11 protein-coding genes and 1 tRNA gene are annotated in these 14,284 nt (G+C 67.4%); 1 reads left to right on the plus strand and 11 read right to left on the minus strand.

The window, feature by feature from the left end:
* Positions 1–232 precede the first annotated feature (232 nt).
* Genes CBM2588_RS11030 through CBM2588_RS11045 form a run of 4 tightly spaced genes read right to left on the minus strand, consistent with a single transcriptional unit; the run spans position 233 to position 6,026 of the window.
* Positions 233–1,894: an ABC transporter ATP-binding protein gene (locus CBM2588_RS11030; RefSeq protein ID WP_115680553.1), complete on the minus strand. Its 1,662-nt coding sequence runs from the start codon at positions 1,892–1,894 to the stop codon at positions 233–235.
* Positions 1,891–3,027 (minus strand): ABC transporter permease, encoded by a 1,137-nt coding sequence (locus CBM2588_RS11035; protein ID WP_115680554.1) that lies wholly within the window; start codon positions 3,025–3,027, stop codon positions 1,891–1,893. Before CBM2588_RS11035 ends, CBM2588_RS11030 begins: the two co-directional genes overlap by 4 nt.
* Positions 3,024–4,073, minus strand: coding sequence for a microcin C ABC transporter permease YejB (locus CBM2588_RS11040; protein WP_115680555.1), 1,050 nt, complete (start codon positions 4,071–4,073; stop codon positions 3,024–3,026). Before CBM2588_RS11040 ends, CBM2588_RS11035 begins: the two co-directional genes overlap by 4 nt.
* Before the next feature lie 51 nt (positions 4,074–4,124).
* Entirely contained in the window at positions 4,125–6,026 is a 1,902-nt protein-coding gene (locus CBM2588_RS11045) for an extracellular solute-binding protein (protein ID WP_115680556.1), read from the minus strand.
* Positions 6,027–6,236: 210 nt separating this feature from the next.
* Between CBM2588_RS11045 and fabI the strand changes: the two genes are divergently transcribed.
* A complete protein-coding gene (fabI, locus tag CBM2588_RS11050) occupies positions 6,237–7,025 on the plus strand; it encodes an enoyl-ACP reductase FabI (RefSeq protein ID WP_115680557.1) in 789 nt (262 codons plus the stop codon).
* 95 nt (positions 7,026–7,120) lie between these two features.
* On the opposite strand, the gene CBM2588_RS11055 is transcribed toward fabI, so the two are convergent.
* From CBM2588_RS11055 to CBM2588_RS11085, 7 genes are all read right to left on the minus strand, one after another.
* The gene (locus CBM2588_RS11055) at positions 7,121–8,362 is read right to left on the minus strand and encodes an MFS transporter (protein ID WP_115680558.1); all 1,242 of its coding nucleotides are present in this window, start codon (positions 8,360–8,362) and stop codon (positions 7,121–7,123) included.
* A 189-nt stretch (positions 8,363–8,551) separates the two neighbouring features.
* Complete coding sequence (locus CBM2588_RS11060; protein WP_115680559.1) at positions 8,552–9,001, minus strand: ion channel; 450 nt, start codon at positions 8,999–9,001, stop codon at positions 8,552–8,554.
* 11 nt (positions 9,002–9,012) lie between these two features.
* Positions 9,013–10,062, minus strand: coding sequence for a DUF2955 domain-containing protein (locus tag CBM2588_RS11065; protein ID WP_115680560.1), 1,050 nt, complete (start codon positions 10,060–10,062; stop codon positions 9,013–9,015).
* Positions 10,052–11,197 (minus strand): HlyD family secretion protein, encoded by a 1,146-nt coding sequence (locus CBM2588_RS11070; protein WP_115680561.1) that lies wholly within the window; start codon positions 11,195–11,197, stop codon positions 10,052–10,054. Before CBM2588_RS11070 ends, CBM2588_RS11065 begins: the two co-directional genes overlap by 11 nt.
* 10 nt (positions 11,198–11,207) lie before the next feature.
* Positions 11,208–12,749, minus strand: a complete 1,542-nt coding sequence (locus CBM2588_RS11075; RefSeq protein WP_115680562.1) for an efflux transporter outer membrane subunit — start codon at positions 12,747–12,749, stop codon at positions 11,208–11,210.
* Between the two features lie 17 nt (positions 12,750–12,766).
* The gene (locus CBM2588_RS11080) at positions 12,767–13,870 is read right to left on the minus strand and encodes an AI-2E family transporter (protein ID WP_115680563.1); all 1,104 of its coding nucleotides are present in this window, start codon (positions 13,868–13,870) and stop codon (positions 12,767–12,769) included.
* Positions 13,871–14,169: 299 nt separating this feature from the next.
* Positions 14,170–14,246 (minus strand) — tRNA-Arg (locus CBM2588_RS11085).
* Positions 14,247–14,284: the final 38 nt, after the last annotated feature.

The following is a 14,284-nucleotide window of genomic DNA, read 5'->3' on the forward strand; positions in this document are numbered from 1 at the left end:
GTGCACGACGTGCGCAAATGCGCCGGACGCACCACCCCCAAAACTAGTTCTGGCGGGATGGTAAAGGGTTGTCATTCACATGTCAAAGTTCGTTACAAATTCGACGGATTTGACTTCCGAATCAACGATATAGACCGGTTTTCGCATCTTCTTTATCGGACTAATCATATCGTTCGGTGCTAGCCGGCGAAGGCCGGCATGGTCGCCGCACCGCGGCAAACAACCCTGCCGGTTACGCTGCGCCGACCTGCGCCGCCGCCATCAGCTTGCGCGTATAGGGATGCTGCGGCGCCCCCAGCACCACTTCGGTATCGCCCGCCTCGACCACCTCGCCCGCCTTCATCACGATGACGCGATGCGCCATGGCGCGGATCACCGCCAGGTCGTGGCTGATGAAGAGGTAGCTGAGGTTGTACTTGTGCTGCAGCTGGGACAGCAGCGCCAGCACCTGCTGCTGGATCGACACGTCCAGCGCCGAGGTGGGTTCGTCCAGCACCAGTATCTGGGGCTTGAGGATCAGCACGCGGGCGATGGCAATGCGCTGGCGCTGCCCGCCCGAGAACTCGTGCGGGTAGCGGCCCAGCGCGGTACGGTCGAGGCCGACCTCGCGCAGCGCCTCGATCACGCGCTGGCGCGTGGCCTCGCGCGACAACCCGGGCTGGTGCAGCGCCAGGCCTTCGCCGACGATCTGCTCGATGGTCATGCGCGGCGCCAGCGAGCCGAACGGGTCCTGGAACACCACCTGCATGCGCGCGCGCAGCTTGCGGCGGTCGTCGCGCGTGGCGCTGTCGAAGCTGCGCCCCAGGAAATGGATGGTGCCCGCGCTCTTGCGCTGCAGCGCCAGCACGGTATGCGCCAGCGTGGTCTTGCCCGAGCCGGATTCGCCGACGATGCCCAGGGTCTCGCCCTCGCGCAGCTGGAAGTCGACATCCTTGACCGCCACGAACTGGTCCTTGCCGAACCACCCTGCCAGGCCGCGGCGCTTGCGCGCATAGCTGACGCCGAGCTTGTTCGCCTCGAGCAGCACCGGCGCCAGCGGCACCAGCGGCAGCACCTCGCGCCGCGGGCGGCTGTCGATCAGCTTGCGGGTATAGGGGTGCTGGGGCGCGGCGAACACGCTGGCGGTCTCGCCGGTTTCCACCAGGACGCCTTTCTCCATCACCCCGACCCGTTGCGCGAAGGCGCGCACCAGGTTGAGGTCATGGGTGATCAGCATCACCGCCATGCCGAACTCGGCCTGCAGGTCGCGCAGCAGGTCGAGGATCTGCGCGCGGATGGTGACATCCAGCGCCGTGGTCGGCTCATCGGCCAGCAACAGCTTGGGCCGGCACGCCAGCGCCATCGCGATCATGGCGCGCTGGCGCTGTCCGCCCGAGAGCTGGTGCGGGAAGCTGTCGAAGCGATGCGCGGCATCGCTGATGCCGGTGCGCTCCAGCAGCGCAATGGCGCGCTCGCGCGCGGCGCGGCGGTCCAGGCCTTCGTGCAGGGCCAGGGTCTCGACGATCTGGTTGCCGATGGTGTACAGCGGATTCAACGCGGTCATCGGCTCCTGGAAGATCATCGCGATCTCGGCGCCGCGGATCGCGCGCATCTCGCGGTCGGAGACCTCCAGCAGGTTCTTGCCCTCGAAACGGATCGCGCCATCGTAGTACGCGTCTTCCACCAGCCGCAGCATGGCCAGCGCCGTCACGGTCTTGCCCGAGCCGGACTCACCCACCAGCGCATAGCGCTCGCCGGCGCGCAGGTCGAAGCTGACGTCGCGCACCGCGCGGGTGGCATGCTCGCCATGGCCGAAGGTGACGGACAGCTTGTCCACGCACATCAGCATGGAACCCGGTGCGGGCATCGGCGCCGGCTCCACGTCCGGCAAGGTCATCGGCGACACCGCGGTCATGGCGTGGCCTCCGGTGCCGCGCCGGTGGGCGCCCCGGCGGGAACCTTGGGCTCGACGCGGCCGCGCAGCGCGGCCAGGCCCAGCCGGGTATCGAAGGCATCGCGCAGCGCGTCGCCCATGAAGGTGAGCAGCAGCAGCGTCACCACCAGCACCGCGAAGGTCGACAGCGAGATCCACCACGCGTCCAGATTGGCCTTGCCCTGCGCCAGCAGCTCGCCCAGGCTGGGCGTGGTGGGCGGCACGCCCAGGCCGAGGAAGTCCAGGCTGGTCAGCGCCAGGATGGCCGCACTCATGCGGAATGGCAGGAAGGTGATCACCGGGGTCAGGCTGTTGGGCAGGATGTGGCGCCACATGATCTGCACGTTGGATAGTCCGAGCGCGCGCGCGGCCTTGACGTAGTCGAGCGAGCGGTTGCGATAGAACTCGGCGCGCACGTAGTCGGACAGGCCCATCCAGCCGAACAGCGACAGCAGGATGATCAGCAGCGCCAGGCTGGGCTCGAAGATGGAGGCAAAGATGATCAGCAGGTAGAGCTCGGGCATCGAGCTCCAGATCTCGATGGCGCGTTGCGAGAACAGGTCGAAGCGCCCCCCGAAGAAGCCCATCAGCGCCCCGGTCAGGGTGCCGACCAGCACCCCGATGACGGTCAGCGCCAGCGCGAACAGCACCGACACGCGGAAGCCATACAGCAGCCGCGCCAGCACGTCGCGGCCGCGGTCGTCGGTGCCGAGCCAGTTCTCGGCTGAAGGCGGCGCCGGGTTGGGTTCCTTGGCGAAGTAGTTGAGCGAGTCGTACGAATACCGGTTCAGCGGAAATACCGCGAAATTGCCCTTGGTGGTGATGCGGTCGCGGATATACGGGTCCAGGTAGTCGGCAGGCGTGGGGAAATCGCCGTCGAAGGTGGTTTCCGGATAGACCTTGACGATGGGGAAATACCATTCGCCCTTGTAGTGCACCACCAGCGGCCGGTTGCTCGACAGCAGTTCGGCACCGAGGCTGAGCACGAAGATGAAGACGAAGATCACCAGGCTCCAGTAGCCGCGCCGGTTGCGGCGAAAGCGCTGCCAGGCGCGCTGGCGCGGCGAAGGCGAATGCGGCAGGCCGTTGGGCGCCGCGTGCGAGAACGGTTTCATCGATGCAAGCCCTCGAAGTGGATGCGCGGATCCACCAGCACGTAGCAGACGTCGGAGATCAGGCGCGTGACCAGCCCGATCAGCGTGAACAGGTAGAGCGTGCCGAGCACCACCGGGTAGTCGCGCCGCAGCACCGCCTCATAAGACAGCAGGCCCAGCCCGTCGAGCGAGAACAGCGTCTCGATCAGCAGCGAGCCGGTAAAGAAGGCGCCGATGAACGCCGCCGGGAAGCCGGTCACCAGCGGGATCAGGGCATTGCGAAAGACATGCTTCCACAGCACGCGGCGCTCGCCCAGGCCCTTGGCGCGCGCGGTCAGCACATACTGCTTGCGGATCTCCTCGAGGAAGGCGTTCTTGGTCAGCATGGTCACGACCGCAAAGCTGCCCACCACCGACGCGGTGATCGGCAGCACCAGGTGCCACAGATAGTCCATCACCTTGCCCATCAGCGACAGCTGCTCCCAGTTGTCGGAAGTCAGCCCGCGCAGCGGGAACCACTGCACGAAGGTGCCGCCGCCGAACAACACCAGCAGCAGCACGCCCAGCACGAAGCCGGGAATCGCATAGCCGACCAGCACGATGACGCTGGTCACCACGTCGAAGCGGCTGCCCGCCCGGATCGCCTTGGAGATGCCGAGCGGCACCGATATCAGGTAGGTCAGGAAGAAGGTCCACAGGCCCAGGCTGACCGATACCGGCAGCTTGGACTTGACCAGCTCCCATACGCTGCGGTGCTGGAAATAGCTCTGCCCCAGGTCGAACTGGGCAAAGCGCTTGAGCATCAGGAAATAGCGCTCCAGCGGCGGCTTGTCGAAGCCATAGAGCGCCTGGATCTCCTTGATCTTGTCGGGGTCGACGCCGCGCCGCCCGCGGTATTCGGCGCCACCGCCGCTGGCTTCGCCGGCGCCGCCGCGCCCTTTCAGCTCCATCATCATCTGCTCGACCGGGCCGCCCGGCACGAACTGGATCACGACGAAGGTCAGCGTGATGACCCCGACCAGCGTCGGAATCATCAGCAGAATGCGTTTAAGCAGATAGGCAAGCATGGGGGCCGTCTTTTTCCTTGTCCGCGCTGGAGCTGCCAGCGTCTGAGCGCCTCAGCGGGCTTGCGCCTGCATGTCGGTGCGCCACCAGTGGCTGAGGATCCAGCCTTCCGCCGTGTAGAAATACGGCAGCCGCTCCGGGTACGCCAGCGTCTTGCGGTAGGCGACCCGGTGCGACGCGCTGTACCAGTTCGGCACGATGTAATAGCCATGCATCAGTACCCGGTCCAGCGCGCGGCCGGCGGTGACCAGTTCCTGCCGGGTATCGGCGCGCAGCACGTTGTCGACCAGCTTGTCGACCACCGGCGACTTCAGCCCGAACAGGTTGTCGGAGCCAGGCGTGCCGGCGGCCTCGCTGGAGAAGCGGTCGCGCAGCTCATTGCCCGGGCTTTGCGAATCGGGGAAGCGGATCGACACCATGTCGAAGTCGAAGTCTTCGAGCCGCTTCTGGTACAGCGCGAAATCCGTGGTGCGCTGGTGCACCTGGATGCCGAGCTTCTCGAGGTTGCGCACGTAGGTGGTGATCACCCGGCTCATGGCGCCGCCGTCGTCGAGGAACTCGAATACCAGCGGCTCGCCCTTGGCGTTGCGCAGCGCGCCGTCGGTATAGGTCCAGCCGGCCTGGGCCAGCAGGCGCCGCGCCAGGCGCAGGTTGTCGCGCAGCGAGCGCGGCGGCGCGGTGCTGGGCTGGACCACGTCCGGGCCGAACACCTCCGGCGGCAGCTGCGCGCGCAGCGGTTCGAGCAGCTGCAGTTCGCCGGGACCGGGACGGCCGTCGAAGGTGGCGCTGGCCGACAGTTCGCTGTTGGAGAACCAGCTGTCCAGGCGCTTGTAGGCGCCGTAGAACAGCTGCCGGTTGAGCCATTCGAAATCCAGCGCAAGGATCAGCGCCTGGCGTACGCGCACGTCCTGGAACACCGGCTTGCGCAGGTTCATGACATAGCCCTGCATGCCGGCGCCGTTGCGGTGCGGGAACTCGGTTTTGAGCAGCTCGCCGTTGCGAAAGCGCGTGCCCTGGTAGCTCTTGGCCCAGTTCTTGGCCTTGTATTCGACGATGGCGTCGAACTCGCCCGCCTTGAAGGCCTCGAGGCGGGCGGTCTCGTCCTTGTACAGGCGGTAGACCACGCGCGCGAAATTGAAGGTGCCGCGCCGCACCGCGAGGTCCTTGCCCCAGTATTTCGGGTCGCGCTGGAAGATGATGCCGCGGCCGGCGTCGAAGCGCTCGATCAGGTAGGGGCCGCTGGTCACCGGCGGCTCGAAGGTCAGCTTCTCGAACGGAACCTTGGCGGTCCACTTGCGCGAGAACACCGGCAGCGAGCCGACGATCAGCGGCAGCTCGCGGTTGCGCTGCTTGAAATCGAAGCGCACGGTGCGCTCGCCGGTCACGACCACCGCCTTCACGTCGGTGCACATGCTGCGATAGCCCGGGCTCGAGGCCTTGCTCATCAGCATGTCGTAGGAATACTTGACGTCCGAGGCCAGCACCGGATCGCCATTGGAGAAGCGCGCCTGCGGGCGGATCGTGAAGGTGACCGACAACTCGTCGGGCGCCACCGTGACGTCCTCTGCCAGCAAGCCGTAGGCGCTGGCGCTTTCGTCGGCGCTGCTGATCAGCAGCGACTCGAACATCAGCGCGTTCAGGCCCGGGGCCGAAGTGCCCTTGAGCGTGAACGGATTGAACTTGTCGAAGCTGGTGCGCCGGTCAGGATTGGCGAGCGTCAGCGTGCCGCCGACCGGCGCGTTGGGATTGGCGTATTCGAAGTGCGAGAAATTCGGCTGGTACTTCAGGTCCCCATGCAGCGCAAAGCCATGCGCCGCCCATGCCGGATCAGAAAAGAGCGAGACCCCCGCCGCCAGCGTCAGCGCCAGCTTCATTGCCGCCCAACCACGCAGTACTGCATCCCGCCGGAAGCACTGCCATGCCGCCTGAAGCGGCCAACGTGCTTGAATAGGCATCCTGTTGGATTCCTCCACTGTCACCTGTGGGGGCCCGGCGTTCTGCGGCCGGGCCAAGTATGAGACAATTTTACATGCGTCCGGGGTGGCCCCAGCCATCCGGACATTCCCTCTGCGCGGCGCAATAAAAGGGCCGCAGGACAGCCCGGCACCCGCACGGCCGCACGGCGGACGCACGAAGCGTGCCTGATACACCACCTTGGAGAATTTATGGGATTTCTGGCAGGTAAGCGGATCCTGATCACCGGCTTGCTTTCGAACCGCTCGATCGCCTACGGCATTGCCTCGGCGTGCAAGCGCGAAGGCGCCGAACTGGCCTTCACCTACGTCGGCGAACGGTTCAAGGACCGGATCAGCGACTTTGCCAAGGAATTCGGCAGCGACCTGGTTTTCGAATGCGACGTCGGCAGCGACGAGCAGATTGCCGCCACTTTCGCCGCGCTGGGCCAGCGCTGGGAAAAGTTTGACGGCCTGGTGCATTCGATCGGCTTCGCGCCGCGTGAAGCGATTGCCGGCGATTTCCTCGACGGCCTGTCGCGCGAAGGCTTCCGCATCGCCCACGATATTTCCGCGTACAGCTTCCCGGCGCTGGCCAAGGCCGCCCTGCCGCTGCTGTCGGACAAGGCCTCGCTGCTGACGCTGACCTACCTGGGCGCCGAGCGCGTGGTCCCCAACTACAACACCATGGGCCTGGCCAAGGCATCGCTCGAAGCCAGCGTGCGCTACCTGGCCTCGTCGGTCGGCCCACGCGGGATCCGTGCCAACGGCATCTCGGCCGGCCCGATCAAGACCCTGGCCGCTTCGGGCATCAAGGGCTTCGGCAAGCTGCTCGGCCATTTCGAGCAAGCCGCGCCGCTGCGCCGCAACGTCACCATCGAAGAAGTCGGCAACGTCGCCGCCTTCCTGCTGTCGGACCTGGCCAGCGGCGTGACCGGTGAGATCACCTACGTCGACGGCGGCTTCAACGTGGTCGGTGCAAGCGTGGCCGACTCGGAGTAAATCCGGCGCCGGCAACGCGCGCGATAAAAAAGGGGGTGCCGTTATGGCGCCCCCTTTTTGCTTCGGGATTCCGACCAGGCGTACACACCAGCCTGCTACGCCGCGGCGGGGACGCGCCGCTCCATGCTCAGCATCGACCAGGCATAGATCACCAGCCCGCCAAGCGCCAGCAGCAGGCCGACCCAGCCGGTCGATTCCCAGCCGAAGCCGGCGGCAATGGTCAGCCCGCCCAGCCACGCGCCCAGCGCATTGGCCAGGTTGAAGGCCGAATGGTTGAGCGCCGCCGCCAGCGTCTGCGCATCGCCGGCAACGTCCATCAGCCGGATCTGCAGCGCCGGGCCCAGCGCCACGGCGGTGCCGACCAGCAGCACATTGAAGGCCGCCAGCCAGGCGTGCGACGCGGTCAAGGTAAAGGCGCCCAGCACCAGCGCGGTCCAGACCAGCACCCCGCCCACCGTGGGCATCAGCGCCTTGTCGGCGAGCTTCGCGCCGGCCAGGTTGCCCGCCACCATGCCGATACCGAACAGCGCCAGCACCACCGGGATGCCGGCCGCCGGCATATGCGCCAGCTCCAGCATGGTCGGCTTGATATAGCTGAACACCGAGAACATGCCGCCAAACCCGATCGCGCCGATGCCCAGCGTCAGCCAGACCTGCTTGCGCCCGAGCGCGGACAACTCGCGCAGCGGACTGGCACGCCGGTCGGCCGGCACGAACGGCACCCAGCGCCATACCAGCAACGCCGTCAGCGCGCCGAGCGCGCCTACGATCACGAAGGCCGAACGCCAGCCCAGCCAGGTGCCGACCGCGGCCGCGATCGGCACGCCGACCAGCGTGGCGGTGGTCAGGCCAAGCATCACCAGCCCCACCGCCTGCGCGCGCCGCTCGCGCGGGACCAGGCTGGCCGCGACCAGCGCCGCGACGCCGAAGTACGTACCGTGCGGAAAACCCGTGAGCAGGCGCGCCACCATCATCGACAGGTACGACGGCGCCAGCGCGCTGGCGATATTGCCGGCGGCAAACACCGCCATCAGGGCAATCAGCAGGTTGCGCCGCGGCCAGCGTGCGCCCAGCACCGCCAGCAGCGGCGCGCCGACGACCACGCCGAGCGCATAGGCGCTGATCAGGTGGCCGGCTTGCGGGATCGAGATGCCGAGGTCGGTGGCGGCATCGGGCAGCAGGCCCATGATGACGAACTCGCCGGTGCCGATGGCGAAGCTGCCGACCCCCAATGCCAGCAGCGGCAGCGGGCCGGACGGGTTGTGATCGCGGGAAGACAGGGAAGCGTCGGCGCCGCGGTCGGGATCCGCGGCGGATTGTGCATGTGGGGCGGCCATGTACAGGATTTGCAGGGTTCAACGAAATGCCGCCCGCTGACGGGCGAGGTAGTCCTCGCCTCTGATCGATCCAGCGTGCTCCTGTGCGGCGCGCAGGCCGTATTGTGCGGCAAAAACGTGAATCCTGCCGGCGCTGCCCCCGCACCCGCGGGACCGCGACGCGCCCGCCCCGGGCGCGGCATCCCGGCGCTATGGCTCGACGTCCTCGCCGAGGCTGGCCAGGTTTTGCTTGATCACCTCCAGCACCGCCGCCGTCATCACGGAACTGGAGACGCCGAACATCAGGATGCCGTTGGCCGCCTCCAGCGGCCCCAGCAGGCGCCACGTGGAAGACATGACGATATCGCCATAGCCCAGCGTGGCAAAGTTGACGCCCGAGTGATACAGCGCGGTCGCGAAATCGGCGAACTCGCCCAGCAGCATGAAGAGGATGGCCCAGATCGCCATCTGGACGAAGTTGCCGCTCAGGGTCAGCACCATCACCACCGACAGCAGCAGGATCTCCTGGCCCAGCGACAAGCGCCCGTGCCGCGCATGCTTGAAGCGCGCGTAGTAGCGCAGGCAGACGGCCACGAACACCGCCTGCAACAGCAGGCAGACCAGCATCACGGGAACGCCGAGCGCCAGGTTGTGCAGCATGACCGCCCCTTTCATCCAGATAGTTGCCGCGCGTCGGGGGGCTGATCGAGCCATGCGACCATCAGCCAGGCATACAGCGTGACGCCGACAAACAGGGCCATGCGCACGGCAAAGGCGGTATAGACGTCCTTCCCGGCGGCGCTGTCCTGCACCGACTGGCCCAGCAGGATAATCAGGGTCACGAGGGTGTTGACCCAGAAGCCTGGCGGGTACCGCGACGGGCTCAGGCGATACAGCCTGCGCCCCACCAGCAGGCCAAACAGCAGCATCCACAGGAAGTACATCCACAAGTGCACGAACAGGCTGAGCGCGCCCCAGAACAGGATCGCCAGCACGCCGCCAAGCAGGGTCGACCCCAGCAGCTCCCGCCCCGCGCCGCGTGCCGAAGTAGTGCAGGTTTGCCGGCCCAGCGTGGCCGCCTTCATGATGACCGGCAGGTAGGCCGACGGATCGTTCAGCGCCAGCAGGAATGCGGGCATGACCACCAGCGCGGCACGCAGCGCGATCCGGGCGGCCTGCTCTTCCGGCAGGTCCGGGGCTGCAGGCGGCGCGCCCGCGCCTGCGGGTTCGGGAAACAGCCAGTGGCCAAGCCCCAGCGCCATCAGGGCGACCAGCAGTCCCTTGACCAGCGCTTCGATCACCGTGACCGCCAGTCCGAAATCAAAGGTGCCCGCCGCCGAGATCATGGTCAGCCCCACCACCAGGAAGGTCGAGACCAGGCCGTTGCCGCCGCGCAATCCGTAGCGAAAGGCCAGGAACAGGCACAGGCCGACCAGCAGCACGCCACTGGCGGGGTAATGGCGCAGCAGGGGGATCAGCAGCAGGCCGATGCCGGTGGTCAGCATCACCACCAGTGCCAGGCCCAGCCCCGCCCCGAGCGACATCGGCCGGTTGAGCGTCGCCAGCAGGAACACGCCGAGCACCGGCGCGATCATGGGCACCGGCAGGGCCAGTCCGAAGCTGATCGTCAGGCACAGCGCGGTGCCGCTGGCCAGGCGCAGGCAACGTCGGCTGCGTGGATCGCGCGCGGGCCATGGCGACGCCTGGCTGTCAGTAGACATAGGAAAGCCAGCTCATCAGGTACAGGAACAAGCGGCCCAGTGGGTTGAGCGGGTTGCCCTCGGTGGGAAACGCCATGACCTCGGCCTGCCCGCCCACGCGAATGCCGCGCAGGGGGGGAAACTCGCCGCGGTCGAGCTCGACAATGACCGGGAAGCGTTGCGCCGGGCGCAGCCAGTCACGACTGTTCTGCACCGTCGGCAGGCTGCCCGGCGGCGTGCTTGTCCCGGCGTTGACGCCGTAGCCGACGCTGCGCACCCGGCCTTTGAAGACCCTGCCCGGCAAGGCATCCAGCACGATGGCAACCGGCGTGCCGGGCTCGACGCGGCCGAGGTTGTTTTCGGTCATTTCGGCGTTGATCCAGACATCATGGATGGCGATCAGCGTCATGACCGGATTGCCGGCCGCGGCAAACTGGCCGACATCGGTGCGCAGGTCGGTGACCAGCCCGGCGGCGCGCGCCCGCACCTGCGTGTTGGCCAGGTCCAGCTCGGCCTTTTCCAGCGCCGCGGCGGCGCTGCGCAGCTTGGCGTTGTCTGCGTCGCTGCCGCCCTCCTGCTCGCGCGCACGCTGAACCTCGGCCCTGGCAGCGGCGACCTGGCTGACGGCCTGCTCCAGGCTGGCCCGCGCCACCTCCAGGCGCCGCAGCGAGATGGTGCCGGGGTCCTCGCGGTACAGCCGCTCGAGGCGCTCGCTATCCTGCCGCGCCTTGACTTCGTTGGCACGGGCCGCGCGCAGCGATGCCTGCGCCGACTCGATACCCGCCGTGCTGGCCCCGATCTGCCGGCGCGTCGACTCCAGATCGGCACGGGCGCGGTCCACCGCGATGCGGTATTGCTGCGGATCCACCTCGAACAGCACCGTGCCCGCCGCCACGTCCTGGTTGTTGCGCACGTGCACCTTGGTCACGCGGCCGGACACTTCCGCGGCCACCGGCACCACGAAGGCCTGCACCCGCGCCTGTTGGGTATACGGGGTCAGGCGGTCGGCCAGAAGGTACCAGGCGAGACTGATCACGATCAGCAGCAGCACCCAGCGCACGCCCTTCTTTGACGTGTCGGCGGCGGGCGGCGGCGGCGGCGGCGCGGGGGTCGGCGTAACCGTCGGCGTCGCGGAGGGCTGCGGGGTGTCGTTCATCGGCACTCGCTCAGGGATTACCGTTGCCTGACCGGGAAACCGGCGCGGACCCTGGCTCGTCGAGCAGGGTTCCCCAGTCAGTACGTTGCCGCATCTGCTCGCGCGTGGCAGGGTCGAGCAGCGGCTGCTCGCTGGACCAGCCACCGCCGAGCGCCTTGTACACCGCGATCAGGTCACTGACGGCGTTGCTGCGGTTGACCACGTAGGCATCCTGCTGGGCCGCCAGCGCGCGCTGCGCATCCAGCACGCGCTGGAAGTCCGAGTAGCCCTCGCGGTAAAGCGCGTTGGCCAGCGTCAGCGAACGCCTCGCGGCCAGCGCGCTGTCACGCAGGATCTGCTCGCGCTCCAGCGCCTTGATCAGCGCGCTCGCGGCATCGTCGGCTTCGCGCGCCGCCTGCCGCACGGCATCCTGGTAGGCGACGATCAGCTGCTGCAGCCGGGCGTCCTGCACCCGCACGGTGTTCTTGATGCGGCCATAGTCGAACACATTCCAGCGCAGGCTCGGCCCGCCGACCAGCGCCAGGCTGTTGGGCGTGCCCGCCAGTGTGCTGGCGGACCAGACAATGCTGCCCAGCAGCGTCAGCGACGGATAGAGATCGGCCTCGGCCACACCGATCAGCGCCGATTGCGCGGCGATCTGCAACTCGGCGGCGCGGATATCCGGCCGGCGCTGCAGCAGGCTGGCGGGCACGTCCTGCAGCACGGCGCGATCGATCAGCGGAATCAGGCCTTCCTTGCCGGACAGCTCCGGCAACTCCGGCAACGGCCCTGGCGGGCGGCCCACCAGCACCGCCAGGGCATTGCGGGTGCGCGTGATCTGGCTTTCGAATTCGGGGATGGTGCTCAGGGTGCCCAGGTACTGGGTCTTGGCTTGCTGCAGGTCGAGTTCGTCGGTCTCGCCGCTCTTGAACAGCCGCTCGGTGATTTCAAGGCTGCGCCGCTGCAGGGCCGCGTTGTCGCGGGCGATGCGCAGGCGTGCCTCGGCCGTGCGCAAGGCAAAGTAGGTCTCCGCGACTTGGGCGCGCAGCAGCACCAGCACATCCTCGCGGTTGGCGCGGGCCGCAAAGTAGGCGGCATCGGCGGACTCGATGGCGCGGCTGAAGCGCCCCCAGAAATCCAGCTCCCAGCCGATGTCGAAGCCCGCGCTGTATTGCCAGAAGCGATTGTTCTGAGGATTGCGGCCGCCGGCCTGCCGGCGCTCCGTGTACAGGACGTCGGCACTGGCCTGCTGCAATTGGGGGAATCGCCCGCTCTGGGCAATGCCCAGCTGGGCGCGCGCTTCCATTACGCGCAGGCCGGCAAGCTTCAGGCTGGCATTGTGGGCATCGGCTTCGGCGATCAGGCGTTCGAGTGCCGGGTCGCCGAAGACCTGCCACCACTCGCGGATGTCGGGCAGGGCTCGCTGCACCGTAGCCTGCTCGAGCGCCGGGCTGCGCCACTGCTGCGTCCACGGTTCCTGCTGCGGCTGGAAATCCGGCCCGAGGCGCGCGCAGCCCCCCACGCAGCACGCGGCGGCCAGCAATGCGCGCAGAGGACGGTGCCGGCGCGTCATGGGCGGCCCGGATGGCTTCAGGTCTGTTGCTGGCTGCCAGGCTCGGTCTGCGGCGGCGGATCTTCCACCCATTGCCAGAACAGCTGATAGCCGACCGCCAGCACCACCGGGCCGATGAACAGGCCGATCACGCCGCCGGTCACCATCCCGCCCAGCGCGCCGATCAACACCACCGGCATCGGCACGTCGACGCCCCGCCCGAGCAACAGCGGCTTGAGCACGTTATCGGCCAGCCCCGCCACGAACACATAGATGGCGAAGACGATGGTGGCCACGCTGGCCCCTTCGCTGGCAAAGACATAGATGATCACCGGCACGGTGATCAGCGTGGCCGGCAACTGCGCGATGCCCAGCAGCAGCACCACCAGGGCCAGCACGCCCGCAGCCGGGACACCCTTGACCACGAAGGCAACGCCGACCAGCAGCATCTGGATAAAGGCGATGCCGACCACGCCCTGGGCCACCGCGCGAATGGTCGCCGTGCATAGCGAGGCGATGCGCTGGCCGCGCTCGGGGCCAAAGACACGCGCGGCAATCTGCACGGCGCTGCGGTTGCCGGCCTCGCCGTAGGCCATGAAGATGCCCCCGATGATCAGGGCGAAGACGAATATCAGCAGCCCCTTGCCGATGCCGGCGGCGGCGGCGAGCACGGCCAGGCTGATTTCCCGCACCTGGGGCGCGTGGTTCTGGATCACGCCGGTGAGGTCGGAGGCGGCCTGCAGCCAGATGTCGTACAGGCGCTGGCCCACCAGCGGCCAGCTGGCGACCGACTCGGCCGGTGGCGGAATATGCAAGCCTTCTTTCCTGACCATGGCCATGGCACTGGCCACCGAGTCGACCATGGCGGCGCCCAGCAGGTATGCCGGCAGCGCGATGATGGCAATCGCGGCCAGGACGATCAGCGTGGCGGCGCGTCCGTCCTTGTTGCCCAGCTTGCCCCTGAGCCGGACCTGCAGCGGATAGATGGTCACGGCAAGGATCACCGACCAGACAATGAGGTCGAGAAAGGGCCGGAATATCTGGAAGCAGAAGATCGCCAGCACCGCGATCAGCCCCGCGCGGATCAGCACATCGAGCAGTCCGCGCGACAGCAAGCGCTCCGAAGTTGGCGTAGGCATCATCGCTTGTCTCCCTGCAGATCACCACCAAGACCCAGGACCGGCAACCTTGCCGCCGCGCATTCGGCAGGTCAGGTTAAGTACTGACCGCTTGGACGGATGAAATCCAGTCTAGATGAGGGGTGAGGCCCGGACAACCTCAAAAGGTATGCCTATCGCTACATGGCATCCATGCGTTGCGATATGGCTTGGCGACTGGCCTTGGACAACCCATGGGAAACCGCAGGATGGCGCCGGGATGATCTCGGCGAAGCGGCAGGGACTGGACCCGGGACGATTCGGCGACCCGAATCCATGGGCTTTGGCGCGTCCTAGAGGATTCGAACCTCTGACCGCTCGCTTAGAAGGCGAGTGCTCTATCCAACTGAGCTAAGGACGCGAAGGCGTGCATTCTACCGCAGCGCCCGGCCGCGGTGA

The sequence above is a fragment of the Cupriavidus taiwanensis genome (assembly GCF_900250075.1).
In the GTDB taxonomy this organism is placed as follows: Bacteria; Pseudomonadota; Gammaproteobacteria; order Burkholderiales; family Burkholderiaceae; genus Cupriavidus; species Cupriavidus taiwanensis_C.